Origin of the sequence: Paenibacillus sp. YPG26 (genome assembly GCF_023704175.1) — a bacterium.
In the GTDB taxonomy this organism is placed as follows: Bacteria; Bacillota; Bacilli; order Paenibacillales; family Paenibacillaceae; genus Fontibacillus.
Window position 1 is genome coordinate 3867443 of the sequence record NZ_CP084530.1, and the last position, 24569, is coordinate 3892011.

A 24569-nucleotide genomic window follows, 5' to 3' on the forward strand; every position below is an offset into this window, starting at 1 on the left:
TAGTCTACAAGCTGTTACTCCTTGGAAATTGTGATCTTACGGGCGGCGGGAGAACTTGGCTCCTCCTCCAGCGTATCAATCACACTGTCTATCACAGCCCGCGAAGCCAGCAGCCATTCCTTCATGGCGTTCCGCACATGCTTCTCGGGTTGGTGCTGCTCCAGTTGATCCAGGAACCGCTCCATGGTGGCCAGACCCTCCAGTGTCCGCCTCAGACCAAAGCCGCTTGCCCTCATCTTCATCACCCCTTTGCTTGAATATCCCGCTCACCGAAACGAATGATTAACCGGTCCTCAGTGTACTTCGCACCTGTTACCTGCCGTCCCATCAGCAGCCTGGGCAGAATCACCTTGCGCTTGCAGGCCCCCGCATTCACGGTCAATTCGTCACCCGTCTGTGTCAGATCCAGATCTGCCTTATCGATAAAAGGAATCCGGAGCTCGAGCAGCACCTCCCCATCCTCCTCCCGGATCGTCTCCGTTCTGCCGCGGTACAGCATTGCGGAGGGATCCAGTGTCCCGAACACGATATCCGCCAGCTCCTCAAGAACCGGCATGCCGACTACCTCCTGCCGCATCATAGGCGCCTTGAGGATAGGCAGCGGCTGGAAGTTCACTGTAATCTCCTCCTCATACTTCTTCTGAATGTTCCGCCAATCTGCCAGGAAGCCCTCTCCCGCCTCATCCGGCAGCACCCGGTTGACAATCACCGCATCTGTATTGAATCCGAACAGGTTCAGATAAGTGAAGGAGCGCTTGGCTTCAGCAAGCACCATTTTCTCAGGATTGAGCACGATTCGGACCGAGGTGGTCTCCGGGTCCAGCACAATCTGCTGCATGTCTGCAAGGTCCCTTGCAAAACGCTCAATGCTGTCCATGACGTGATCGGAAGGGAGCTCAATATGGTTGACCAGCTTCGCTACAGGCCGGACGAACTTAACCAGCTTGCGTTCATAAGGGAATATCTTCTCCAGCCACCAATTCAGCACGTTGGGATAGCTGAGCAGGCGCAGCGTCTCTCCCGTCGGAGCGCAGTCCACCACCAGCACATCATAGCAGCCGCTGTCGGCATGCTTCTTGATCTGAAGCAAGCTGAACAGCTCTTCCATACCGGGAAACACCAGCATTTCCTCTGTTGTAATATCCTTCAGCTGAGCCTTATCGAGCATCGCCGACAACCAGCCCTGCACAGCTCCCCAATTATTCTCCGTCTCCCTCAGGCTGTTCACCTCCTGACCCCACAGGTTCGCGCTAATTTGTACCGGGTCAGGCCCAATAGGGACGGCCAAAGAATCCGCCAAGCTATGCGCGGCATCCGTGCTTAGGATCAGCGTCCGCTTCCCCTGCTGTGCCAGCTTGACTGCGGTTGCCGCCGCGATACTTGTCTTCCCGACGCCGCCTTTACCCGTATAAATAATAATTCTCATCCTGATCGCTCCCTTTTAGTACGATTTCGTAGTATTTACTTGTAAAAAAACCGGTGGGTAACCGGTTATTCCTCAATATTAATTTTTCTCGCAGGGCTCTTCGTCTCATAAGGCTTAACAGGCCCTTCGCTCTGGAATACCTTGGCCGCCTTAAGCAGGAGTCTCGTTAATTCCTCAAGCTCCTCGGGGGTAAAGGCTGTCTCCAGCCTTCCAAGCATCTCTTGCATCATGTGCTCCGATTCCTTGGCCAGCCGCCGTCCCTCCTGGGTCAGCGTGACGAGTCTTACCCGCTGATCCTGCGCGGATACGGCCCGGGCGATGAGTCCCTTGCGTTCAAGCCGCGTGGCAATGCTGGTCATTGAGCTCAGCGGCGCTCCCATCTCGGAGGCAAGCTCCGACATCGTCTGGTCGCCCCGAAAGAGCAGGATCAGCAGGGTGGACAGATCCGAACGGGTTACCTTTTGTTCCAAATGCAGGGTGTCAGTCAGGAATGCGAACGGACGTAAGCCGGTCTTGAGGAAGAGGTCATACAGCTGCTGCATACCGGCAACTCCTTCTAATACGATTTCGTAGTACTTCTGTTTTTATAATAATACGAACTCGTAGTAATGTCAACGGTGTGGAAATTTGGGGCTCGCACAGTGTAACCCAGCCAGCTGATTATAGCAGCAGGTTAGTCATTATATCGGTCCAGGAACGAAATCAGGGTATCATCATACTCAGCGGCATGCTTACCCATCCAGATAAGATGACCCCATGAGTCCAAAATGCACATTTGAGAATTGGGTATCCGTGCCTTCGCATAGCTTGGGTGACTTAAAGATACGAGGCGATCGTTGTGACTGTGCATGATCAGCGTTGGTGACTGAATACCCGCAAGCTCCTTAGAGTAGTCTTGTTGAGTGTGTTCCATATCGATAAAGAAACCTGAATAGGAGCGTTGGCGATTATTCATCGCCCGGAACATTTCATAGGATCGGCTGTCCAGCCGCTCTAGGATTTCCCGGTAGGATAATGTTGAAAAAGAGGACGCCATCATCTTGAACGTGAGCTTTGGCAGTAGATTGTTCATGGCGGCAAGCATGCTCCATGTTCTTTTCTCCCTCTCCGGGCTAAAGATCCGCTTCGCGACCTTGTATTCTTTATCCTCAGGCGTAAGCCATGGCTGTGTTACCGCAGATTGAAGTGTGAAGCTAGTTACTCTATCAGGGAACATAGAACAGAACACAATCCCGGTGGGGCCGCCTGCGGACACAGCAATGACATGGACTTTATCCAATGCCAGCTGATCCAATAACAATTTGTAATGAGCGCATGCTTGTCTTAAGTCCTCACTGGGTGAGGTGCGACCGTACCCTGGGCGCGAGGGAGTAACGACAGAGTAACCTGACTCTGCCAGCTTAGTATATCCGAACTCCTCTTGGCAGCCCGAGTGCCCGCCATGGAACAGTAAGATGGGGGTGCCCTTGCCATAGACCGAGTACTCAACTATGCTCTCTCCACATTTCATCACATGAACTTCCCGCTGCACGTGTTACAACCCCCTCTTCAAATAATCACGTATCTTCCCTTATCCTCTTATAGCACATACTCTTTCACAAGAGTACCGTATCGCACAACTTCGTCTCGCATTCCCCACGCTAACAGCTACTTAGCAACAGGGACACGGAAGCCTTTTACGATAAGCCAGCCCGCCAGGATCATCTCATTGGCGAAGACCGGAAGCGCCAGGATTCCACCCCACACAGAAAGTTGATCGATAACCCCGAACATTTCCAGCAAGGCAGCTAGCAAAATGAGTAATGACCCCGTTATACCCAGCAGAGGGATGAACTTAGGCACAAGTCCAGACTTATAAAAGATATAGCTGTACATCATCGTATTAATACCGAGGAAAAAGTTAGGCCCCAGCAGGAATGTCCACTCATGGATTGCATGCAGCAAGCTGCCCGATACGTGATAGAAGTCGGTATCCGGCGCGCCCGCGGCGACATACTCCTGGCTCAAGGTGAGCAGAGACAATACGCTGATGACACCGATCGTGATTACGACGGCCTCCATGAACCGGAAGCACACGTGCCATACCGCAATTGTGCGGTGATATCTTGCCAGGAAGGGGTACATCACCGTTGCGGTCCCCACCGCTGACACGACAAGAAGCAGCTCCATAATCGCCCCCAGGACCACCTGATTCGCATGCGCGGCGCCTTGAACCAGGTAATCCGAGCCGTTCAGAATCGGCCGATACAGAATAACACCGATGATAGCCGTGACGGCAGCAATTATAAACAGAACGCCTGCGATCCTTGATGCTGATTTGGCCTGAAAATCCATGGTTATCCACTCTCCTCTGAATTTTGTCCGTAAAAGAATACCTCTTCGAGCGGTAAGTTAAAGGCGTGAGCAATCCGAAAGGCCAGCTCCAGTGACGGCGAGTAGTTCCCCTTCTCGAGAGCCACGATCGTCTGTCTGGTTACCCCTACCTTGTCGGCCAGCTGCTGTTGAGTCATTTCATCATGATTGAATCGCAATCTGCGGATGTGATTGCCAACAAGAACTTTACCCATCTTATACTCCTCTTCTATAGTGATACATTCTTGACACTGAACCGGTTACGTCTGACAGAAACCCGGAGGCGATGAGGATGATGAACATAACCTCCAAGGGCCGGTCGATGACCAGGGCTCCCATAGCCAGAAGAAAACCGCCGACAAAGACAACAAATGAATTCCGGAAGGCCAGCAGATCAATCCGCTTATCCAGCTCATCCGCGAAGGCGGGCTCCTTCTCCCCTGTCGTCATCCGGAAGACGATGTTGAACATGATGCTGATCGCAATGTGCGCAGCGATGGAGATCAGCGTCAAGACCAGGACGAATGAGCCCCAATAGTGAAGCACTTCCTGTGAGCCCGGTGCCCCTTCCGGATACAGCGGGTATCTGTATAAGCAGTACACCACAAAGATAAGAACTGAACTGATTAACGACAAAATGCTTTTCTTTTCCTGATAGGTCATGAACAAAACCACCTTTGCAAAGTAAAGTATGCTAAACACAATGTATACTAAACTATACATTAAGTCAACTTTATTATACAAAAAAAGGCCGATCCCCGGTTATACCCTCTCAAGTGACAGGGGTATGACCAGCGGATCGGCTAAGGTAAAAACCGGGCGCATTATATTATTTAGACAAAATTTATTTGCCACGAGACTCCAAAGCGGTCATTGAGCCAACCGAACTTTTTGCTGAACCCATAATTACCCAACGGCATTAGAACTTGTCCACCTTCTGCAAGTTTCTCATACAGCTCATCGATTTCTTCCTCAGTATTACAAACAACATAGATGGAGAACGATGGTGTAAAGGAAAATGCATGTTTGACATTACTGTCAATACACATGAACTCCTGCCCTTTTAATGTGAACGTAGCCTGAAAAACGGTTCCTTCTTCCCCAGCTTCATTAGGACCATACCGAACAAGGCTTGTTATTTCAGAATCCTTAACGAGTGAGGTATACATGTTCATCGCTTCTTCTGCCTTGCCGTCTTGAAACATTAAGAAAGGTAATACCTTCTCCATTACACGCCCCTCCTTTAATCCTTCACTTTATAATATCCTCTGTCTTCAATTTAACTCCAGTACTTATACGAAAAGAGTAGGCTCGGCTGCTCCCTTTCATCAAATGTTCTAAGGAACATCTCAATCAGTACTCTCGCGTCGCATTGAACCAGCGTTCAGCCATCTCCTCCGGTATAGGCTGGCCAATCAGATTAGCAGACTGACTGAGCTGCCAGACTGCTTCACCCAGGTCTTCCCGTTCGGTAGTCTCGATGCCTTTGAGCACATTGAAACGTACAGTGAAAGCGGTAATCACCGCCTCTGCCTCGGCCATGCTGCGGGCCTGTGCCAAGCTTGCCAGTGCAGCATCATAAGCTTCATTAGCCAGCTTGGCCCGGCGTTTGGGCCAGGACGAGAACGGGCGTCCGAACTCGGTGGACCACCATTCGGGCTTACGCAGTTGGCTGACGGAAGCATGCCCGGTCCAAGGGCGGGCTTTGGCGCGTGCCTTCAGCTGCTGCTTCAGACGCTTGCCCGTAATCTCCTCCACATTGTATGCAATGAAGCTGTCCAGCAGCGGCCATGCGTCCAAGGACGGGAGGCTCTCCAGATCAGGCATGAACCGAAGCTCCAGATTCGTTAACCGGGTATGACGGCCTAACTGATCCAGGCCGCAGAAATTCCCCCACAGGCTCAGTGAGACCAGGTTCGGGAACCGGTCCAGGCCATCTAGCGAGATCGGCTGTCCGAGCGGCGCATTCCGCAGCGTCAGGCTTGTTACCTGGTGCAGCTCACCGAGGTCCGGCATGAAGTAAGGGGCATCTCCTCTGCGCCTCCCGGTTCGCGGCGCAAGCAGGAGTGAAGCTGGCATATCGCCAGCCGCCGAGAGACGGTTCAGGTCGCCGGATACACCCAGAAGGTAACATCCCTTCGGAAGCTTCACACCCAGCCGCCCGCCATCCGGGCCCAGTTGGATATGGAAGCTGTGCAGGTTAGCCCGGCTGGCATCCACCACTTTATCTTCGGATAGGATGGGTGTCCATATCATCTCTTCAATAGGGCGCTTCTGCGCCCAGTCCAGGAAGCCCGCGTCACTTCCTGTGTAATGCAGAAATCGCGGCCACGGCGAGCCCGCCGGTGTGGCAAAAGCATCAAATACAGTCCAGTCTATGCGCGCATCCGGCGCGACATGAAGGTCTGCCGTTGTCCCAGGCTCGGGCGGCCCGATCGAGAGACTGCCCACACCACTTCGCAGGACCAGTGTATGGCTGTCCGGACCCGTCAAGTCGATGGGATAACGGCCCTCCTCCGTATAAGAACCCTCAGAAGGACGAGTTCGGTGATCATCATTTGGCATAGCGGGCATCTCCTTTTCCACATCATATAAGACCCTAGACAATAGTACTCACCTAAATAGATTTGGTTTCGGTTGCCTTCGAATATAGAAGCCACATTATATATTGACACGTTATATATCAGTCTGATATATTAAATGCGAGGCGAGTGATACATATTTTCCCAAACCCTTTAGGAGGTCAGATGTTGAACAGTCAGGATGTTATTTTAGGCATGCTTATGAAAGAGGCCTTGACCGGCTACCAAATAAAACAGCTGCTGGAAACGGTGTTCTCTAACTTTTACAGCTCCAGCTATGGAACGATCTATCCTACCCTTGCCCGAATGGAGAAGGAAGGACTGATTACGAAGGAGAACGTGCCCCAGGACGGCAAGCCTAACAAGAATCTCATAAATATAACGCCTAAAGGGAGAGAGCGTTTTAACGCTTATTTACTAGGCCCGCTGGAAGAAGACAGCATCCGCAAGTCCGATTTCATGATGCGTCTATATTTTGGTGAATTTGTTGGCTATGACAAGGTAATTGCCTGGCTCAGGCAGGCCGAGGAGGAGTCACGCAGGAAGCTGGATCAATTGCTTGAACAGCATTCGCTCCACAAGAATGAGATGCACCCCGCACAGGTTATCTGCATCCAGATCGGGATTGAAGAGTATAAGGCTAAGCTTGCGACTATTGCCGAGGGGGTGGTGAGGCTGGAGAAGCTGATACAGGAGCAGGGCTGAACGCAGAACCGCTGAACGGCTGCGAATTACACTTTTACAGCACGATCTTACGGATAACGCATATAAAATCTGAGGAGGAAAATGATGATGAAAACGATCTTTATCACGGGGGCTTCAACGGGGATTGGCAGAGCTACAGTAAAGTATTTTGCCGAAAGAGGATGGAACGTAGCCGCGACGATGCGCTCTCCCGAGCAGGAGACGGAGTTCACTGCCATGGATAATGTGTTAGTGCTAAGGCTTGATGTGGAGCAAAAAGATACCATTGAATCCGCGGTCACGGAAGCGGTTCAGCGGTTCGGGAGAATTGATGTGCTTCTCAACAATGCCGGATATGGAACTATGGGCCTCATTGAAGCTGCTTCGGAAGAGCAGATTAGACGGCAGTTTGAAGTGAATGTGTTTGGTCTGATTAGAATGACGAAAGCTATGCTGCCGCATTTCCGGTCCAATCAAGAAGGGCTGTTGATCAACATCTCTTCTATGGGCGGGATAGTGACTTTTCCTACGATGTCCTTGTACCATGCATCCAAGTTCGCCGTGGAAGGGTTCTCCGAGTCGGTCTCCTATGAATTAGCGTCCCAGAACATCAAGGTGAAATTGATCGAACCTGGTGCGATCCAGACCGACTTTGGCAAGAGGTCAATGGAGTTCTTTTTTGACGATGGATTAATAGATTATAAGTCATTCACCACCGCATTCCGGAGCAAGTTAGGAGAAATGGAGCAGCTGTCGTCCTACGCCTCCCCTGCAGAACTGGTTGCCGAGACCATATACCAGGCGGCTACAGACGGTACCCCTAAGTTCCGGTATGTAGTTGGTGAAGATGCCAAGATGCTCATTCAGATGAAGGAAATTACCCCTGATGAGGAGTACTTGGCTAATATAAGACAGCACTTCGCTTGATCCGAAGGATACAAGGAGCCACTCCTTAGAGGATGGCTCCTTGTTATTGTTAAAATATCCCACCTGGCTGTATGATGGTGCTGTAGTTAGCATCACAAGCCTCACGCCTATGCCAGCAGCCCCCATATGTCGCCAATCCGCCTCTTCAAATAGCTAAAACGTATTGTATACATTCTCACATTCTTCCGCCGTAGGCTCATAAAAGCAATGCTTCTTCCATCGTCCCGCGAACGGCTGATTGTACCACGTTGGCGGGCAGGGTCCGGGATTCTCGAACGATCCTGGCCGGAAATACCATAGCGAGAATTTGGCTGGCCAGTTCCGTTCCCCGTTCACAGCCCGCCGTGCCAGACGGCGCTCCCTATCTCTCGCTTTTTGATAGTACAGACCATGCTGCAGTGCCTCGAACGCATGCGCCTGGTTGATCATTTGAGGAATGGTCCGTATTCCCTTGAAATCGGAGCAATTCGCTCTAATTCGGTTAATACCCACATTACCAACATGGAGCATGCCCATTTCACCCTCGGCTTCAGCCTCAGCTCTGAGCAACCTTGCCAACATATCAATATCCTGCTTCCTGGATTTCACGACTGCCATGTGCTCACCTCTTTAGGTTTCTAGACTCATCATATTGTAGGCGAAGTGGTTATGTTACATTGGCAGGATAGAAAATCACTTTATTCGAATGATTACTTTTCCCTTAGCCCTTCCGCTTTCCAGGTAATTAAATGCTTGTCCGGTATCTTCCAAACGATACACCTTATCAATAATAGGCTTAATAAGTCCTCCTTCAATGAATTCCTTTACCACCTTCAATTGTGCCCCGCTCGGTCTCATAAAGAGGAAGTGGTAGCTTGCCCGGCTCTTCTTCTCTTGAGCTTTGATCTTACGACTCGCCGCCGACAAAATGGTTGTCTTTAACCAACCCAGTTTGGCTTCTTTTCCAAATCTGGCGTTAGGCATACCGGAGATCGATACGATTTGTCCGCCTGGTTTTAGTATGCGAAATGATTTTTCCAAAGCTTCTCCACCTAAAGTATCAAAAACAGCGTCATATCCAGTAAGCATTTCTTCAAAATTTTCTTTTTTATAATTAATAATCAAATCCGCCCCTAACGATTTGACCAGCTCATAGCCCTGTTCGCTTGCTGTAGTGGCAACAAAAGCCCCCATCAGCTTAGCCAATTGAATGGCGAAGGTTCCTACACCTCCCGAACCTGCGTGAATCAATATTTTTTGACCTTTTTGAAGGTCTAATATATCCACAAAAGCTTGGTAAGTCGTAAGTCCAATCAGCGGTATCGATGCCGCCTCTTCAAAGGTCAGATTCTTCGGTTTCAGGCAAATGTCATCCGCATGAACAGCAATAAATTCGGCTATTGTTCCGATTCGATTTTTGCGGGGTCTTCCATAGACTTCATCTCCAGGTTTAAATGTTTTCACCCGGTCACCGACCCTGACTACAACGCCAGAGAAGTCATTTCCCAAAATAAGAGGAAATCTGTAATTCAACAGGTATTTCATTTTCCCTTCCTTAATTTTGTAGTCAATAGGATTTAAGCTGGCTGCATGAATTTCCACTAGCACATCATATTCTCCGATACTGGGCATTGGTTGTTCTGACATAACCAAAGGGATGTTTTTTCCGTATTTTTGGATGGCTATCACTTTCATATAGAATCACTCCATTGAGATTATTAGTTTAAACGGATGAACCAATTTGTTAAATAAAATTCCGCTTCAGCATTCGTCCAGTCTTATGGTTATCACTGGGATTCCCTGCATTCGTTCTCTACAGCAGTAATTAATGATTTAAGTTGTTCAAGTGGCTTACGAACAGTCAATACATAATAGTTTTCTACGCCTTTTTTCTCGGATTTAATATAACCAGACTGCTTCAACACCTTCAAATGATGGGAGACAGCCGGTCTGGATAAATCAATATGGCTAGAAATAGCATTTACATTAAGCCCCGCTTTATTATGTGCCAAAAGCATAATGATCGCTTGACGATTTTCATCGGTCAACACGTCCAATAGAGGGATACAATCTTTAAATTGTTGAAGGACATCCTCGGTTTGCCGGTTCATATGATCTACCCCTTAGGTTCATTCGTTTAATCATTTAAACGTAATTATAACTCTTTTCTCATCAAAATCAAGCTCCATTCCTGCTAACTCTCCACCAAAAAACTTACCGTTACTTAGGGTATGATTCATTAGACCTGTAGAATTATCCTTTAAGCTAATAAAACAGATGGGTACTGATTTTCAGAAAGTTTCTTAAAATCTCTATTAAGTGGTTGCAGGGCGTCTAAAATTGTCGAATAATAATGGAATATGATGACTTTAAGGCTTATAATTAACCAAAGTGCTTACAATTCTCCAAAATGGTTATGCAACTATTAAAGAGCGGGGGTGATTAAGATCATACAATTTACCGATGAACAGGAATATATTGTTGAATCAAAGCGAAAATGTGTCGAAGCAGGAATGGATCCCAATGAAATCAGAAGACCTAAACGCTCGATGTCAGACCAGGAATTACGGGACAAAAGAAGCACGTACAGTGAAATTTTATCCGTTGTTGATTTCTTCTCAAAGAAAATTCTGGACTCGCTTAGCGGAACCCCGGTGCTGATTGTCATATCAGATGAGAACGGGTATCTGCTGCACATGGTTGGCGATGCCACTATAAGAGCTACAGTTGAACAGTTAGGTATACAGGTAGGGGCACAATTTACTCAAGAGGACATGGGCACGAATGTCGTAAGTTTATCTCTTCAACAAAGCCATCCGATTCAGCTCGTAGGATCCGATCATTACCATACCGTTCTACATGGATCAGCATGCTACGGAGTGGCCTTTCATTATACAGATAACAACGATCTACTCGGAAGTATATGTATTATGACTGCAACTGAACTGCATAATCCCTTTTTCTTAACTATGTTGTCTACAGTAGTTGACTCTATTGAGAGAGAGCTTCTGCTTAGAAAACAGAATAGAAAATTAAATATGCTGAATCAGATTATGATTAATAAAAATAGAAATGGCATTATTATCACCAATGCTGAGGGAACCATCACTTCAGTGAATGATTTCGTCGTCGACTCGTTCCGTATCCTCAAGGATACCAACATCGTGGAGAGAAGTACCCAGCAATCAGGATGTCTGGTTAGCTGCCACATGAGTCAAGTCATTACTGATAAAGTCAGCTTTGATAATGTGCAAATGATATTAAGCACCGTAGATGACCGGGAAGTCGTGTGTTTGTTCGACGCCCAACCTCTCTATGATGAGACAAATAACTTCATCGGAGCCTATTCCCAGCTCAGGGATATCACGGAACGTTATTTGAGCGAAGAACGGAACAATTATCTGGCCTACCACGATGAATTAACATCTTTACTCAATAGACGCTCACTTCGCGAAACCCTGCATGGGTACATTTCCGAATCCCTAACTTCGGGTGAGCCTATTGATTTGGTGCTCATGTTCCTGGACCTGGACAATTTCAAGACCATTAATGATGCTTTTGGACATTCCAACGGGGATATTATACTCAAACAAGTTGCAGAGAGACTAACCCATTACCTGGGGGAGAGCAGCAACGTATTCAGAATGGGCGGGGATGAATTTATATTCTTGTTCCACGGTCTGAATGAACAGCAGCGGGTAACTCAGACAGGGAAGGAGATCATTGATCTATTCAGTACTCCCTTTACCATCAATGGTTCCAAATTTCATGTAACCGCAAGTATGGGCATAGCTATCTATCCTAATGACGGGACGGACGCTGAATCGTTCATGATCTACGCGGATAACGCTATGTATAGGTCGAAATCCAAGGGAAGAAACAATTATACCCTCTTCGATGCCAACATGAAGTCCAATTCCAGCGAAAAAGAAAGGCTGTCCCTGGAGCTTGCATTAAGGGAGGCTCTCGAAGCCGAGCAATTCATCGTGTACTATCAGCCGCAAGTGGACTTCACGACCAGAAAGATTATTGGGCTCGAGGCCCTTCTGAGATGGAATAGTCCGGAACATGGCATTGTAGCTCCTGATAAATTCATTCCTATTCTGGAGGAGACCGGGCTAATCTCTCAAGTTGGCGAATGGGTATTGCGAGAGGTCTGCTATCAGAGCAAGCGTTGGGTTGATAAGGGATTCCCCAAATTCAAGATGGCGGTCAATCTTTCTTCCAAGCAATTTATGAATGACAACCTGGTAGAAGTCATTTCCAATACCTTAAAGGAGACGGGAATGGACCCTAACTACCTGGAGCTGGAAATTACAGAGACGATGACCATGGATGTGGAACGCGCGATCACCGTATTAGGACAGTTGAACACCTTAGGAGTACGGATTAGCATTGATGACTTCGGAACAGGCTACAGCTCGCTGAACTATTTGAAGAAGTTCCCTATTCATACTTTGAAGATAGATAAATCTTTTGTCAGAGATATTATGTTAGATCAGAATGATCTGAATATTGTGAGCACCATTATATCAATGGCCCACAATTTAAATCTAGATGTGGTCGCAGAGGGCGTAGAAACAGAAGATCAACTCCATTTTTTACAAATGAAGAATTGCGATACTGTTCAAGGATATTACTTTAGTAAGCCTCTCTCTGTTGATGATTTTGAAAAATCGTTCTATCAACTAAATGACGATATAAAAATCAAATCCTCACACGGAACGGTGGCTAATAATGAAGAAGGTTTCTGAAATACTGGCAGTACATTTTAAGAAATGGGGCATCAACCACGTATTTGGCATCCCGGGTAAAGCGGTGACTCCGCTCATTCTGGATCTCAACCATCAGGGCATCGAATTCGTCCTGTCCAAGCATGAGTCGGGGGCCGGATTCGAAGCGGCTGGTTATGCATTGATGAATAATAAGCTGGCCGTTGCCATCGGAACATCGGGTCCGGGTGGTACGAATCTCTTAACCGCTGCTGGTCAAGCCAAGGCTTCTCATCTTCCCGTTCTATTTATTACCGGGCATCCTTCGATCCAGGATTCAGGCAAGGCCTTAGGTCAAGACTCCACGATGTTCGGAACAGACCTTGTCAAAATGTTCGAGCCTGTTACGAAGTTCAGTGCCAGAGTGGAAAGAGCGGATACGTTCAAGTCTTACTTTCAGCATGCCATAGAGAAAGCCTATTCAGGAGTGAAGGGTCCGGTTCATCTATCGATTGCTGCAGACGTATTAGCCGAGCCTATTGCTGAGTTCGAGATGGAGCTGCCGGAGGAGCTCCACCCTGTTGCTCCGAATTTGGATCTATGTATAGACTTAATCAACCGCCCTGGCAAGAAGGTAATTTGGGCAGGCAAAGGCGTGCATTCGAGCAGAGCCTATCGGGAATTGAAAAGATTCGCCGAGACATTCGGTATTCCCGTCATGACCACGCCAGGAGGTAAAGGTGTATTTGAGAGTCATCACAATCTGTCCTTAGGCGCTTACGGACTTGGAGGGACCGAGGAAGCTAGTGCCTACGTGGAAGGCGGCCTGGATCTGATGATCGTCATGGGAACCAAGCTGTCCGATATGTCCCTAGCGGGTCTCAACGCTTCCAATTATCCGCACAACGTCATTCAATTTGATTATGACCACACTTTCACAGGTAAATCCATTCAAGTAAATACATTACCCATTATTGGCGACATTAAAACAAACCTGAATGCGTTATTTGAGAAACTTCATACCAAAGAAGTGACTAGATCGCCATTTAATATAGAGGATTACAGAGTGACAGAGCCTGCCGGGGAGAGCCATGCCAATCGGAACACATCTCCGATGTCCGCAGTTGAAGCTGTCAAAGTCATGAACACCGCCTTCGATGAGGACACACTCCTTTTTGGTGATGATGGGAGTCATACGTTCTATGCTATCAAGCATTTTGACATTAAGATGCCCGGCACTTTTTACTTTGACGATGTATTCGGTACCATGGGCCATGCTATAGGGTATTCGATTGGGGCCAAGCTTGCAGCTCCCGAGGCTAAGGTCGTCTGCTTGACGGGGGACGGATGCACCTTTATGCATGGAACCGAGATATCCACGGCGGTTAACTACGGGGCTAATGTCATTTTTATCATATTCAATAATGGCAAGATCGATATGGTGGATACAGGAATGTCTATGAACTTAGGGAAAGCTGTGGGAACGGTGTACTCCACGATGCTGGATGCGCAGAAGTTCGGGGAATCCATGGGCGCTCTTGCATTCAAATGCTACACCGCACAGGAGCTGGCAGACTCGATAGAGAAGGCTAAACTTGCAAATACAACGGTTGTTATCGAAGCTATGATTGATCCATTCGAAATTCCGCCAACCACCAAGAGGGGATAACTATGAGTAGAAATCAAGACCATTATAACAAGGGAATAGAAGTTCTGAATGAAATGGTAGGCGCACAAGGGTTAAGTGCCATAGAAGCATTCCAGAAGTTTTATCCTGACTTTGCGGATTTTCTCGTCTCATTTGGCTTCGGGGAGATCTACTCCAGAGAAGCACTGAATTTCCAACAAAGAGAATTGATCACGCTGACCGCGTTAATTACACAGGGTGCTTTTGAGCAATTAGGCTTTCATCTTAATGCAGCCCTCAATGTGGGCATGAGCCCTAAACAAATTGTGGAGCTCGTTATCCACTGTGCGGCTTATGTTGGCTTTCCAAAAGCATGCAGTGCTATGGGACAAGTTATGCTTGTATTCGAGCAAAGAGGTATTACCGAGATTAAATGATCGGCCAGCTTACATGAATGTGAGAGAGAGAAGAACCCTTCTTCGTGAAGGGTTCTTTGTTGTTCATAGGCATAGCCGCTTGGTTACTCGCTTAAGATTGCTCTTCCGTGTATTGAGCCATCAGTTCAGAGAGCAGCTGCCTGATTCCTGCACGCAGCTCCGGCGGCTGCAGCACCGCTGCATGCTTGCCAAGGCCCACAAAATAAGAAGCGAAATACGAGAGGTCCTCTCTCGCCACGTATCCTTCGAGACATCCCGTTCCGTCATGGCGGACATGAAGCCCCGGAACCGGACATGGGTCCGCTTCACATGCTTCCACGCCTTCTTGGGACAGCTCCGCATACAGGTATACACTGTCACCTTCAAGGCGGGTCAGCTCCTCCTTATTTCCCAGGTGAACCTCGTGCAAGTCGAGGGGTGGGGAATCCGAGGGAACCGCGGATTCGAACCGATCACAGCGGAATACCCGAAAAGACTTGCGAAGATAGCAATAAGCCAAGCAGTACCACAGCCCCTCACGGGTGTAAATGCCAATCGGTTGAATCTCCCGCTGCCCCCTCTGCTGCCTGGTGGCATATTCCACGAGCAAGACAACTTGCCCGATGGCTGCATCCAGCAATACGGACAAATACGGTGACTGGGCTTGCCTGACCGGCGTAATGAAGTCAACCCTGTCCCTCATCTGATCGATCCGGCCGCGCACATCTTCCGGCATATAACTATAGAATTTATTCAGCACGGCCGAGGTCTCCATTTCGAACGGTAGAGATGAATAATGACGGAGCGCCTGCACAGCGAAAAATACCGCTGCTGCCTCCCGCTCCGTAAAAGCGATGGGAGGCAAGAGCCGTTCTTGCAAAATCCGGTATCCACCATGGGGCCCTACTTCAGAATACAGAGGTACGCCTAGTTCGCTCAGCTCCTGCAAGTCCCGCAGAATCGTTCGTGTAGATACATGGAACTCATCGGCAAGCTCCTTGACCGTGAATCGGCGCTTGCGATTGACCGTAATAATTAATTCCATCAGCCGTTTGGCCTTAGACATTATCAATCCACCCCGCAAATAAAATTCGCTCTTGATCATGACATGAATTGTCACTATCATCCGATACAATCGAAGATGAGTCCAGTACAAATTCGATATAAGGAGTTGAAGCAAGATGAGCTTGAAATTCACCCCATTTATCATGCTTGACGGTCATGCCAATGAAGCCATCGGATTCTATGAGAAAGCCCTAGGTGCGCAGGTGGTGTTCAAACAAACTTACGGAGAATCTCCGGAGGCAGGCGGCACACCTCTGTCCGAAGAAGCGAAGAACAGAATTGCCCATTCCGTACTGGTAGTCGGTGACTCCGAGCTGTATGTCAGCGACTTCGAGCCAGGTCAGCACTTCGAGCGTGGGGATCAGGTCAACATCTGCATTACTGTCAAGGAAGAAGCCGAAGCAGAGCGGATATATGAAGCGTTACGAGCAGATGGAAAGGTTCTCTTGCCCCTGCAGCCAATCTATTTCAGCCCGGCCTACGGCATGGTAACAGATCGGTTCGGGGTTACCTTCCAGGTCTTCACAGAAAGAAACTGAGTCGGGGAGATTCCATAGTTAACTGACCAGATAGCCTATTCAGCTTACAACAGAACCACCTGGAGCGTTGTGGTCAAGACCCCATTTAGTAGACATTAAAAAAACACCTAGGCTGCAAACTGGCGTCGGTAGTCTACCGGCGTCAGTTTATCTAATTTACGCTGTGGTCGTCTTCGGTTGTAAAATCGTATGTATTTCTCGATTCTTCTTTGTGCCTCAGCCATTTTTCGGATATCATAAGGATAGAGTCCTTCCGTTTTGAGATGCGAGAAGAAGCTCTCCATAGAGGCGTTGTCTAGACAATTGCCCCGGCGTGACATGCTGATTTGGGCGCCAACCTTTGGCAGCATGTCGTGGTAAGCATGAGACGTGTACTGGAATCCCTGGTCGCTGTGAACGACCAATCCGGTCACGTCTTTTTGCTTGGCAAATGCTTTGGCAAACGTCTGTAGAACCAACTCATTGTCGTTACGTTCGCTCAGCTGGTAGGCAACAATTTCGTTGTTGAACAGATCTTTTATTGCTGAAAGATACAGCCAGCGTTCACCTACACGGTATTGGGTCACATCCGTCACCCATTTCTGGTTTGGTTTTTCCGCTGTAAAGTCTCGCTTCAGTAAGTTCTCTGCTACTCGTTCCCCAGTTTGGTACGCAGGGCTTACCCGGCGTTTACGGCGAATACTGGCCTGAATGCCGAGTTTTTGCATAAGACGCAATACCTTCTTGTGGTTCATCCAAATGCCGTCATCCTTCCACAAGAACAATTGGAGCTGGCGGTACCCGTATTTTCCTTCGTAACGCTTGTAGACTTTACGGATTTGTTGTTTGGCTTCGGCGTCGCGGTCGTTTCCCTTTCGCTTCAAATAGGCATAGTAACCGCTTTTGGAGACGCCAAAGAGTTGGCATAAGTCTGCAATTTTCCCTAGAGTTGCCGCTTTCTCGATGAGCTTAAAGCGTTCTTCCTTGCCTCCTGCATCCAGATTTCCAAGCACTTTTTTAACATGTCATTCTCCCGCTTGAGCTTTTGGACATACCGGTCTTGATCGATATATTCTTTCCGCCTTCCCCGCTGATCTAACAGGCCATACTCACCTAGTTCCCGGTATTTTCGCATCCACCGCTTCATTCGATCTTTGTCCTGAATGCCCAGATGTTCGTTGATTTCCCGATATGTCCATTTCTCCTCAACGTGAAGCCGAATCGCCTCTAACTTTAATTCTTCCGAATACTGTTTGAGTTTCTGTCCTTTAATCGCCATAAAAATGCACCCCTTAGAATTCATCGGAATAACCAGGGGTTTTTCCAATGTCTATTCTAAGGGGTGCACTTCATTGTGAATTCAACGTCTCAGGTGGTTCTATTTATCAATTGCAGTTAAGTTAAGGGCTACTGAACAGAAGTATGCTTCGATATAGACTCGATAATGATGTCCCAGTCATCCTCATGAAGCTCATGTCCTGAGCCTTCCAATGTCAGTAATACCGCACCCGGAATTTCGTTGGCAAGATGCTGTCCATGTGCATAAGGGATAATGGGGTCTTCTGTACCGTGTATAATCAAGGCGGGAACCTTGATTTCACTCGTCCTGCCCAGATAGGACTCTCCCCCCGTCACCAAGGCGTGATTGTTCATGCTGGCCATATTGTTACTTCTTGCGAACTCTTCTCCAGCCAACATGCCTATCTTCTTCTCATTAAAAGGATGCTTGGAACCCACCAGCACTTTGGATCGCTCTATCGCAAATTTGACTACCGATTGATGATTCGTCCAATCGATATCCCCCAGAGTCGAGAAAAAATCCATAACCTTCCCTTCCATCGGAGGGAGATGTGGAGCAAAATTGGACGTTGCTAGCAGGGTAATGCTCAGAACTCTCTCCGGATGCCGCAGAGCTATCATTTGAGTCAGCATACCGCCCATGGACATGCCTAAGATATGCGATTGCTCAACTTGATAGGCATCCAATACACTAACGGCGTCATCTGCCATATCCTCGAAGGTATAGCCGGGCTGACCAGGTTCGTAGGTTGTTGAACGTCCCACGTCGCGGTTATCGTAACGTATGACATAACGCCCTGTATCCGCCAACCGTTGGCAAAACTCTTCTTCCCACCAAATCATTGAGGATTGAGCACCCATAATCAGCAAAATGGCCGGATGCACAGGATCGCCAAAACTGTCTGTACATAATTGAATTCCATCGACTTCTATTAATCGTTCCCTCATATTGATTACCTCCAATGTGGATATAGTAAATAAAAAAACACAGGCTATTGGCCTGTGCATACGGTAATCGAATTAAGAATTCGGGAATAAATGCAATGATATAATTAATCCCTATAAAGGGCCCCAATTCAGTCTCTGAATTGACACCCAAAAGGGTCCATTGCATTCTCTTCAAATTCAGTATATGGACATGAAGGCGGCAGAATTGCTTCTGTCCTCAGTCACATATAACTACAACAGGTTACCGTGAAGGCACCACTCTTCGATTACTATGCACACCAAATGCCTTAAACCACCGTTTAATTCACTGTGCAAGAAATATCGAAGATTAGTTCAACACACGTAACCCCTCCGTTCATATTGGTTAGGTTGATCCTAACATAGCAAAAAGGCGCCTGTCAACACTTGGTAATTGCTGTGTGAGTACTGGAAATATCAAATGGCAGTCTCTGCCGATATCGTCTCACACCCGTTGAACAGCGCAAATCTCTGGATACAACCGTTCAGGGCTGTTCGCAATTGCGTTGTTGGTTTCACCCCGGTCTCGTACCAAATGTTCTTCACAACGAGCGTTCCTGATTTTCGCTCCACAGTGATCTCGGCTCGTCCAATGATGCTCTCTCCATAGAGTAGAGGCAGCACATAATAGCCGAACTTCCGCTTGACTGCAGGCGTGTAGATCTCCCAGGTATATTCGAAGCCGAACAATTCGCTGATAAGCTTTCGGTCCCATAGGAGATTGTCCAGAGGGGCAATAAGCTCGCAACGCGGGCTGGGATCCTGATTATTTTGCAAGACGGCTTCAATTAGCGGTAGATCCTCAGCGAGGCAGTACAGCTTATCCTTCATTTGTTCCACGGTAACGGCAGCAATGCGGGCTTCATCCACTAACTGGCGGAACACTTCGTTGCGCTGTGCTGATTTCAACCCCCATATATTCAGCCAGGCATCTGACGCACGATTCCATAGAAGGCCCACCGAACCGATTCGGCGCAGTACCCGCCATTTATAATGCTCCAGCTCATCCTGCAGCGGCTCTGGCGCATTCAGCAGGTGTGGCTGTATGTACTTGTTGGCTGCATCGTAGTATTTACGCGTTCCTTTCTTATGGTGGATAATCAACTCCCCCGTCGAATACATCTGTTCAAGCACCGACCGGGCTGAATTGTTCCCACCACTCCAATGGATGGCCGATCGCCAAGAGAAATCCCCTTCCAATTTCAAATCATCCGAGCTTAGCGCACCGTGAGTTTGGATATGAGCCCGTACTTCTGCTGACAATGCTTCCATCTCGGGATAGCGTTCGGCATGCTGCCGGGCGGCTTGCCTGTACCGCTCAAAATACGGCCAGTCCTCGGCCAAAATAATGGCCAGGTTCTTGTCGGGATAATCGACAAGCCTTCGATCCTCATATAACAGCTGGGCGAGCATTCCCTTGGTAAATCCCTTGATTCGCGACTGCAGTACCAACTCGGCGTTCTTGCCGCATACATCAATGGGATCGTACTGAAGGCAGCCGACCTGCCGAACAAAGTCCAGCACGCCCTGCTTCCCACTAAATTTATATTCACCCACAAGCCCATGCTTCAACAACAGAAATTGCCGGGCCTGACGGTTGGTTAAATGGATCATGTTCGCACCTGCTTCTGGTTTAGTAGTGGAGATATAGATGGCAATATTTCTCATATCCAAGCATACAAAATGAAATGAAGGAATGCAAACATTTGTTCTTACACTGATGACCTGCTATGTACACCATCACTTGTAATACGGCCACTAAGCAGATTCTAAAATAGTTCATACAATTGCTAAAGCTTATTAAAAGGTGCTATATCGTTTTAATCATTAAAACGATATAGCACCTTTTTGGTTATCACATTTTTTATAACTGGAACATTACAGCACTTCCACCCTTTCTCTTACCTCTTCCTCACGAATTAATTCTTTGATGCGTTGATCTATACGCTCTATTTCATTCACAGGATTTCTCCACCAGTTTCGGCTCCAGATTCGCTCAATCGTCCATCCTCTAGATTCCAGATACCTTTGACGATAAACGTCCCTCTCTCGGGCACTTGGAGAACTATGATACATTGCCCCGTCACATTCTATGCCAAGGATAAATCTGGAGTGATCATTAGGATGAACAACCGCCATATCGATCCGATAACCAGACATACCTACTTGTGTAGTAATCTCATAGCCTAAATTACGCAGCTGTTGATATACCTGTTCTTCAAACGGTGAATCGAAATGAAGAGACTGAGGTACAGCGTGTGTATTCACGACTTCATTTAGATCAAGGATTACAGAACGAATAGCCTCCATTTTGCCACTCGATACCGCTCTGGCATACTTCAAGTAGGACTTTAGCAGTTTGGGCCCTCTTTCAGATGTATTCGACACATTAAGGTCCTCTGGCTCTATGCTGGAGACCACTAAGACTTTTTCCTTCGCCCGTGTAACTGCAACATTCAACCGATTTTCCCCACCCTTTTGGTTAAGCGAACCAAATCGGTTATACACTTTACCTTCCTCATTCTTGGCATATCCTATAGAGAATAGGATAATATCCCGCTCATCACCTTGCACATTCTCAATATTTTTGACAAACAACCGCTCATCCAAGTCTCTAGCCATTAGTTCTGTGTAAAGGAGTCTGAATTCCTCATCTTCTGCATTCATTTTATCAATAATATCCAAAATCTTGGACTGCTGTTTAGAGTTAAAAGTGATGATTCCTACCGACTTGCCAACACAGTTCTCCATGATACCCTTCAGCTCTGTAACAACTTCCAATGCTTCTACTTCGTTAGATTGGTTTAACCATCTGCCTTCCACGCGCTTCCAAATAATTGCCGGGGGCTCTTGGAAAGGGGTTACGTTTGGTGCAATCTGTACGTAGCCGTTGTAGAATGCATGGTTAGAGAAGTTAATAAGCTCCTCATATTTAGAGCGGTAATGCCATTGAAGGATTTTCTCCGGGAACCGCCTTTTCGCTAGGTTAAGCAAGCTAATGGACTCATCCGTATCATATCTAGCCTCTTCCTCATCTTCTTCGTCTGCGTATCCAGCCCTGAACAAGTTAGATGGTGGAAGCTGCTTCTCATCCCCCGCGATAACAATCTGTTTGCCGCGATACACAGCGGGTATCCCGCTTTCCACAGTTAATTGGGATGCCTCATCGAATATTACGATGTCAAAGAGACCCTCTTTTAATGGGAAAATGGAGGATACCATTTCTGGAGAGGCTAACCATACCGGCATAATATCTACCAGCCCTTTGTCGGCAAAGTCATTCACCAACTTGCGCAGCGGCCATATCATTCTCTTTTTGCCTGTTTGGTGTTTCAACTCTTTTGTGGATCTACCTTGCATTTGTTGAAGATGCCCTACCTGACTCCTGAGTTCATGAATTAAGTACTTTGCTGCCGCTTTTCGTTTTTCTTCTAACAGATTAGCAAATGACTCGCGGATCCTCCCGAACTCGTTTGTAGAAATCTTTTGTACCTCTGGATACTTTGCTTCGATTTGATCAATCCAGTAAATATATGCAGAGTTCTTTAAGATATCTACCCACAGTTGCGGTAATGGCTGTTCTGATTCCAGACCTTTCTCCTGTAAGGCTTGAATGACACTCTTCAGGTCACTGCTTGCTTGTTCCCAGAAGGAATCCATTAATTTAAGATCATCAAAATCACGATAGATATAGTCTAATATTGTTATCAATTCATTTAACGGAATGTCCCCATCAGCTATCCGGCTTTGCAGTTCTCTCACCTGTTTGTCTTGGAGAATTAAATTCAATGTCGTTATTTCACTGGATAATGCTTCAGTAACGACGGCCAAATTATGCATAATCTTTAAGGCCTCTTTTATTCCTATCCACTCTGCCGAGCTTGTTCCCTTGAACTTCTCTCCCCCAGTGATCTCTTCGATGATTGATTTCCCTGTAAAGGTAGTCCACCAGAATAACCGCAGCCCTTGGAGGGTTCGCTTTTGGTTGTCATCCAGATCCGGATATATCTTATTTAATTTGTGATGTACGAGCCATGTATACGCAGGGGTTATCTTATCGATATCCAACGTCTCTATATACGCTACCGCATCTTTCGCTTTGCGGATTAGTAACTCTATCTTTTCAATTACTTCTAATTTTGCTTTCATGTCGAGAGCAGCAAAGCTATTTCGATGCCTTAATGGATAGGTATCCTGACCAAACTGTTGATACCACTCCCCATAGGTATAAACCGCTTCTGACATTTCTCTTAGCGATTCCCTTGTCAATTGCTCAGCTGCGCTGTTTAAGGTGATAATTTGGTTTGAATCCGTTACTGGTTTGGATTCTCCGTAAAGTTCGTACAGTCTATATCCAAAAGGTTGCCTTTCATTAAGCGCTTGGGCTATCGTATTCAACAGCTGCTCTTGGTAATTCACACGAGAAGTTACATTGAACAGTTCTTCTACCGCTTCCACAAACTTCAGTTCGCTATGCTCCAAAACCCTAGTGATCTTCTGATAGAGTGTATTTCTATCCACTTTCTCATCGTGTACTAGAGCAACATGATCACTGAGACTAAGGCTATCCATACGTTGATATACAACATCCAAGGCTGCGCGCTTCTGACAGACGACAAGAACCTTTTTTTTCCGATGAAGTGCATCTGTAATCAAGTTGACAATAACCTGTGACTTCCCGGTACCGGGAGGTCCATGCACTACCAATCCTTTTAGATAGCGGGCCTCTTTAAGGATCTCTTCCTGTGAGCCGTCTGTCTGCAGTAAATTAAAGATTTCCTCTTTATTTCGGACTTGCTCATCAGACTCAGATGGATTAAGCCATGCTCCCGCCTCTATAGGTAAAGCATCTTCAGAGCTAATCATGTCGCCCACTAATGACAGAGCGTCCGTCTCAGATAACTGAATCAATTCTTCATAATCGCGAACAATAGCTGATCCCCCTTGCGGAAAATCACCAATTACAGCGTTCTCAAGCAATGTCATATTTGCCATTTCCGGCATGTCACCTGACTTGTACTCGCGCAACCGACTTAGCCCTGTTCTTGTATAGTGAACCTTTAACTGATGCTTTCCCAAAAAAGCTGCAATTTCCTCAAAATTAAGAGAGCCTGCTGCTGAAACAGCTTCCTCAAAGATATCCTCCGAGAATCCAAGTTTGTTTAATTTCTTTAAAGCCAAAAAAAGTGTGCGGTTAAGCTGCGGGCCACCTTCTTCGTTATGTACTATCCATTTCTGAAGACCTGTGTTCTCTCTCTCCAATCGTATCGGGAACAAAAAGAGCGGAGCTTGAATAAAGGTGCCATCAAGAAGAACACCGGATAAAAACGGATAGCCCAAGTATAAATCATGAACACCCGTCTCATCTTCCAGAGCTTTGATTTGACGATAAAGATCCGTTAGCCTTTTAGATAAACTCATAGATTTCTCATTATCTAGAGAAGGTTTTAGTAACGTAACTTTCCCTTTAGTGTTTGGATCTACGATCTTTCTTAAGACTGTTTGAGCACCCTCATGTTCTTCTAGAGTGTCCAGCATCGCTATATCGAAGCTCCACTTTTGGTAGACTTTTAACAAGCGGATAGATCGATTACGTTTATTTATATTATTTAACTTATCCCGCATGTGACTTAGCTGTTCTTTCATATGTGTCACTTCTTTCTTAGAACATTTTTCAGGCTCTTCTAGTGGTGTAACATTATATTCTCATTGGAATTACCTCTCGCAAGCAATAAGATCTTTATCACGATCACGCGACTGGTTGGCATCGTAAAGTTCCTTAGAGACAAAAGGCTTATACTTTGTCTTTCCGCCTTTATTTTTAACTGTTGCTGATCTAGCGACTCCCCCCTTGTAATCCTTATTCAATTCTTTGCAATTGCCATATGTTTTTACACCTTTAGCTTGTACTTCAATTGCTGTTGCTATATTAGTAACACTGAATATAAGTCCTATAGCTACTACCATAATTCCTGTGTGCCGCTTCATGTTCATATACCTCCTAAGGATTGTATGT

The 24569-nt window shown here is 47.0% G+C and carries 25 protein-coding genes; 6 read left to right on the top strand and 19 right to left on the bottom strand.

All coding sequences use genetic code 11. The features are described from left to right. Positions 1 to 14: 14 nt before the first annotated feature. The 9 genes from LDO05_RS18345 to LDO05_RS18385 all read right to left on the bottom strand — a co-directional run bounded on the left by LDO05_RS18345 (position 15) and on the right by LDO05_RS18385 (position 6352). Positions 15 to 242 carry a hypothetical protein gene (locus tag LDO05_RS18345; RefSeq protein ID WP_251378784.1) on the bottom strand — a complete coding sequence of 76 codons (228 nt, stop codon included), beginning with the start codon at positions 240 to 242 and terminating at the stop codon, positions 15 to 17. Further along, the gene (locus tag LDO05_RS18350) at positions 242 to 1426 is read right to left on the bottom strand and encodes an ArsA family ATPase (protein ID WP_251376745.1); all 1185 of its coding nucleotides are present in this window, start codon (positions 1424 to 1426) and stop codon (positions 242 to 244) included. Before LDO05_RS18350 ends, LDO05_RS18345 begins: the two co-directional genes overlap by 1 nt. A gap of 65 nt (positions 1427 to 1491) precedes the next feature. Further along, positions 1492 to 1968, bottom strand: a complete 477-nt coding sequence (locus LDO05_RS18355; RefSeq protein WP_251376746.1) for a MarR family winged helix-turn-helix transcriptional regulator — start codon at positions 1966 to 1968, stop codon at positions 1492 to 1494. Positions 1969 to 2099: 131 nt separating this feature from the next. Continuing rightward, positions 2100 to 2957 carry an alpha/beta hydrolase gene (locus LDO05_RS18360; protein WP_481857003.1) on the bottom strand — a complete coding sequence of 286 codons (858 nt, stop codon included), beginning with the start codon at positions 2955 to 2957 and terminating at the stop codon, positions 2100 to 2102. Between the two features lie 116 nt (positions 2958 to 3073). After that, positions 3074 to 3760: a DUF4386 domain-containing protein gene (locus tag LDO05_RS18365; protein ID WP_251376747.1), complete on the bottom strand. Its 687-nt coding sequence runs from the start codon at positions 3758 to 3760 to the stop codon at positions 3074 to 3076. A gap of 2 nt (positions 3761 to 3762) precedes the next feature. Next, a complete protein-coding gene (locus LDO05_RS18370; protein WP_251376748.1) occupies positions 3763 to 3993 on the bottom strand; it encodes a helix-turn-helix transcriptional regulator in 231 nt (76 codons plus the stop codon). A gap of 1 nt (position 3994) precedes the next feature. Then, a complete protein-coding gene (locus LDO05_RS18375; protein WP_251376749.1) occupies positions 3995 to 4441 on the bottom strand; it encodes a hypothetical protein in 447 nt (148 codons plus the stop codon). A 170-nt stretch (positions 4442 to 4611) separates the two neighbouring features. Then, positions 4612 to 5007, bottom strand: a complete 396-nt coding sequence (locus LDO05_RS18380; RefSeq protein WP_251376750.1) for a VOC family protein — start codon at positions 5005 to 5007, stop codon at positions 4612 to 4614. 124 nt (positions 5008 to 5131) lie between these two features. Further along, a complete protein-coding gene (locus tag LDO05_RS18385; RefSeq protein WP_481857068.1) occupies positions 5132 to 6352 on the bottom strand; it encodes a hypothetical protein in 1221 nt (406 codons plus the stop codon). Between the two features lie 173 nt (positions 6353 to 6525). Between LDO05_RS18385 and LDO05_RS18390 the strand changes: the two genes are divergently transcribed. Next, a complete protein-coding gene (locus LDO05_RS18390) occupies positions 6526 to 7065 on the top strand; it encodes a PadR family transcriptional regulator (protein WP_251376752.1) in 540 nt (179 codons plus the stop codon). An 81-nt stretch (positions 7066 to 7146) separates the two neighbouring features. After that, positions 7147 to 7971, top strand: a complete 825-nt coding sequence (locus LDO05_RS18395) for an SDR family oxidoreductase (protein ID WP_251376753.1) — start codon at positions 7147 to 7149, stop codon at positions 7969 to 7971. Positions 7972 to 8124: 153 nt separating this feature from the next. On the opposite strand, the gene LDO05_RS18400 is transcribed toward LDO05_RS18395, so the two are convergent. The 3 genes from LDO05_RS18400 to LDO05_RS18410 form a co-directional block, all read right to left on the bottom strand. Continuing rightward, positions 8125 to 8568 carry a cell wall hydrolase gene (locus LDO05_RS18400; protein ID WP_251376754.1) on the bottom strand — a complete coding sequence of 148 codons (444 nt, stop codon included), beginning with the start codon at positions 8566 to 8568 and terminating at the stop codon, positions 8125 to 8127. 75 nt (positions 8569 to 8643) lie between these two features. Then, on the bottom strand, positions 8644 to 9645 hold the full coding sequence (locus LDO05_RS18405; protein ID WP_251376755.1) for an NADP-dependent oxidoreductase: 1002 nt from the start codon (positions 9643 to 9645) through the stop codon (positions 8644 to 8646). A 92-nt stretch (positions 9646 to 9737) separates the two neighbouring features. Then, a complete protein-coding gene (locus LDO05_RS18410; RefSeq protein ID WP_251376756.1) occupies positions 9738 to 10061 on the bottom strand; it encodes an ArsR/SmtB family transcription factor in 324 nt (107 codons plus the stop codon). Between the two features lie 402 nt (positions 10062 to 10463). On the opposite strand from LDO05_RS18410, the gene LDO05_RS18415 reads away from it, so the two are divergent. From LDO05_RS18415 to LDO05_RS18425, 3 genes are read left to right on the top strand one after another with little or no spacing between them, the layout of a single operon-like run. Next, positions 10464 to 12704: an EAL domain-containing protein gene (locus tag LDO05_RS18415; protein ID WP_251376757.1), complete on the top strand. Its 2241-nt coding sequence runs from the start codon at positions 10464 to 10466 to the stop codon at positions 12702 to 12704. Next, positions 12688 to 14331 carry a thiamine pyrophosphate-binding protein gene (locus LDO05_RS18420; protein WP_251376758.1) on the top strand — a complete coding sequence of 548 codons (1644 nt, stop codon included), beginning with the start codon at positions 12688 to 12690 and terminating at the stop codon, positions 14329 to 14331. Before LDO05_RS18415 ends, LDO05_RS18420 begins: the two co-directional genes overlap by 17 nt. Before the next feature lie 2 nt (positions 14332 to 14333). Then, positions 14334 to 14726, top strand: coding sequence for a carboxymuconolactone decarboxylase family protein (locus LDO05_RS18425; protein WP_251376759.1), 393 nt, complete (start codon positions 14334 to 14336; stop codon positions 14724 to 14726). A gap of 91 nt (positions 14727 to 14817) precedes the next feature. Here the strand turns inward: LDO05_RS18425 and LDO05_RS18430 are convergent, their stop codons facing one another. Continuing rightward, the gene (locus tag LDO05_RS18430; RefSeq protein ID WP_251376760.1) at positions 14818 to 15771 is read right to left on the bottom strand and encodes a helix-turn-helix transcriptional regulator; all 954 of its coding nucleotides are present in this window, start codon (positions 15769 to 15771) and stop codon (positions 14818 to 14820) included. A gap of 115 nt (positions 15772 to 15886) precedes the next feature. Between LDO05_RS18430 and LDO05_RS18435 the strand changes: the two genes are divergently transcribed. Then, complete coding sequence (locus LDO05_RS18435; RefSeq protein WP_251376761.1) at positions 15887 to 16309, top strand: VOC family protein; 423 nt, start codon at positions 15887 to 15889, stop codon at positions 16307 to 16309. A gap of 107 nt (positions 16310 to 16416) precedes the next feature. Here LDO05_RS18435 and LDO05_RS18440 read toward each other — a convergent pair whose 3' ends face one another. The 6 genes from LDO05_RS18440 to LDO05_RS18465 form a co-directional block, all read right to left on the bottom strand. After that, positions 16417 to 17301: an IS3 family transposase gene (locus LDO05_RS18440; RefSeq protein ID WP_251375967.1), complete on the bottom strand. Its 885-nt coding sequence runs from the start codon at positions 17299 to 17301 to the stop codon at positions 16417 to 16419. Further along, positions 17232 to 17567 (bottom strand): transposase, encoded by a 336-nt coding sequence (locus LDO05_RS18445; RefSeq protein WP_251375966.1) that lies wholly within the window; start codon positions 17565 to 17567, stop codon positions 17232 to 17234. Before LDO05_RS18445 ends, LDO05_RS18440 begins: the two co-directional genes overlap by 70 nt. Before the next feature lie 128 nt (positions 17568 to 17695). Then, positions 17696 to 18535 carry an alpha/beta fold macrolide esterase gene (gene mle / locus LDO05_RS18450; RefSeq protein WP_251376762.1) on the bottom strand — a complete coding sequence of 280 codons (840 nt, stop codon included), beginning with the start codon at positions 18533 to 18535 and terminating at the stop codon, positions 17696 to 17698. Positions 18536 to 18970: 435 nt separating this feature from the next. Next, positions 18971 to 20167: a winged helix-turn-helix domain-containing protein gene (locus LDO05_RS18455; RefSeq protein ID WP_481857069.1), complete on the bottom strand. Its 1197-nt coding sequence runs from the start codon at positions 20165 to 20167 to the stop codon at positions 18971 to 18973. Positions 20168 to 20431: 264 nt separating this feature from the next. Further along, entirely contained in the window at positions 20432 to 24199 is a 3768-nt protein-coding gene (locus LDO05_RS18460; protein WP_251376764.1) for an AAA domain-containing protein, read from the bottom strand. A gap of 69 nt (positions 24200 to 24268) precedes the next feature. Beyond that, positions 24269 to 24541: an excalibur calcium-binding domain-containing protein gene (locus LDO05_RS18465; protein ID WP_251376765.1), complete on the bottom strand. Its 273-nt coding sequence runs from the start codon at positions 24539 to 24541 to the stop codon at positions 24269 to 24271. Positions 24542 to 24569: the final 28 nt, after the last annotated feature.

Bases quoted from the DNA above. Each gene is read 5' to 3' on its own strand.
- LDO05_RS18365 (WP_251376747.1), bottom strand. From the start codon at position 3,760: ATGGATTTTCAGGCCAAATCAGCATCAAGGATCGCAGGCGTTCTGTTT.
- LDO05_RS18445 (WP_251375966.1), bottom strand. From the start codon at position 17,567: ATGGCGATTAAAGGACAGAAACTCAAACAGTATTCGGAAGAATTAAAG.
- LDO05_RS18375 (WP_251376749.1), bottom strand. From the start codon at position 4,441: ATGACCTATCAGGAAAAGAAAAGCATTTTGTCGTTAATCAGTTCAGTT.
- LDO05_RS18435 (WP_251376761.1), top strand. From the start codon at position 15,887: ATGAGCTTGAAATTCACCCCATTTATCATGCTTGACGGTCATGCCAAT.
- LDO05_RS18385 (WP_481857068.1), bottom strand. From the start codon at position 6,352: ATGCCCGCTATGCCAAATGATGATCACCGAACTCGTCCTTCTGAGGGT.
- LDO05_RS18425 (WP_251376759.1), top strand. From the start codon at position 14,334: ATGAGTAGAAATCAAGACCATTATAACAAGGGAATAGAAGTTCTGAAT.
- LDO05_RS18395 (WP_251376753.1), top strand. From the start codon at position 7,147: ATGATGATGAAAACGATCTTTATCACGGGGGCTTCAACGGGGATTGGC.
- LDO05_RS18415 (WP_251376757.1), top strand. From the start codon at position 10,464: ATGGATCCCAATGAAATCAGAAGACCTAAACGCTCGATGTCAGACCAG.
- LDO05_RS18430 (WP_251376760.1), bottom strand. From the start codon at position 15,771: ATGTCTAAGGCCAAACGGCTGATGGAATTAATTATTACGGTCAATCGC.
- LDO05_RS18350 (WP_251376745.1), bottom strand. From the start codon at position 1,426: ATGAGAATTATTATTTATACGGGTAAAGGCGGCGTCGGGAAGACAAGT.
- LDO05_RS18410 (WP_251376756.1), bottom strand. From the start codon at position 10,061: ATGAACCGGCAAACCGAGGATGTCCTTCAACAATTTAAAGATTGTATC.
- LDO05_RS18380 (WP_251376750.1), bottom strand. From the start codon at position 5,007: ATGGAGAAGGTATTACCTTTCTTAATGTTTCAAGACGGCAAGGCAGAA.
- LDO05_RS18400 (WP_251376754.1), bottom strand. From the start codon at position 8,568: ATGGCAGTCGTGAAATCCAGGAAGCAGGATATTGATATGTTGGCAAGG.
- mle (WP_251376762.1), bottom strand. From the start codon at position 18,535: ATGAGGGAACGATTAATAGAAGTCGATGGAATTCAATTATGTACAGAC.
- LDO05_RS18455 (WP_481857069.1), bottom strand. From the start codon at position 20,167: ATGATCCATTTAACCAACCGTCAGGCCCGGCAATTTCTGTTGTTGAAG.
- LDO05_RS18355 (WP_251376746.1), bottom strand. From the start codon at position 1,968: ATGCAGCAGCTGTATGACCTCTTCCTCAAGACCGGCTTACGTCCGTTC.
- LDO05_RS18345 (WP_251378784.1), bottom strand. From the start codon at position 242: ATGAAGATGAGGGCAAGCGGCTTTGGTCTGAGGCGGACACTGGAGGGT.
- LDO05_RS18460 (WP_251376764.1), bottom strand. From the start codon at position 24,199: ATGAAAGAACAGCTAAGTCACATGCGGGATAAGTTAAATAATATAAAT.
- LDO05_RS18420 (WP_251376758.1), top strand. From the start codon at position 12,688: ATGAAGAAGGTTTCTGAAATACTGGCAGTACATTTTAAGAAATGGGGC.
- LDO05_RS18390 (WP_251376752.1), top strand. From the start codon at position 6,526: ATGTTGAACAGTCAGGATGTTATTTTAGGCATGCTTATGAAAGAGGCC.
- LDO05_RS18370 (WP_251376748.1), bottom strand. From the start codon at position 3,993: ATGGGTAAAGTTCTTGTTGGCAATCACATCCGCAGATTGCGATTCAAT.
- LDO05_RS18405 (WP_251376755.1), bottom strand. From the start codon at position 9,645: ATGAAAGTGATAGCCATCCAAAAATACGGAAAAAACATCCCTTTGGTT.
- LDO05_RS18465 (WP_251376765.1), bottom strand. From the start codon at position 24,541: ATGAAGCGGCACACAGGAATTATGGTAGTAGCTATAGGACTTATATTC.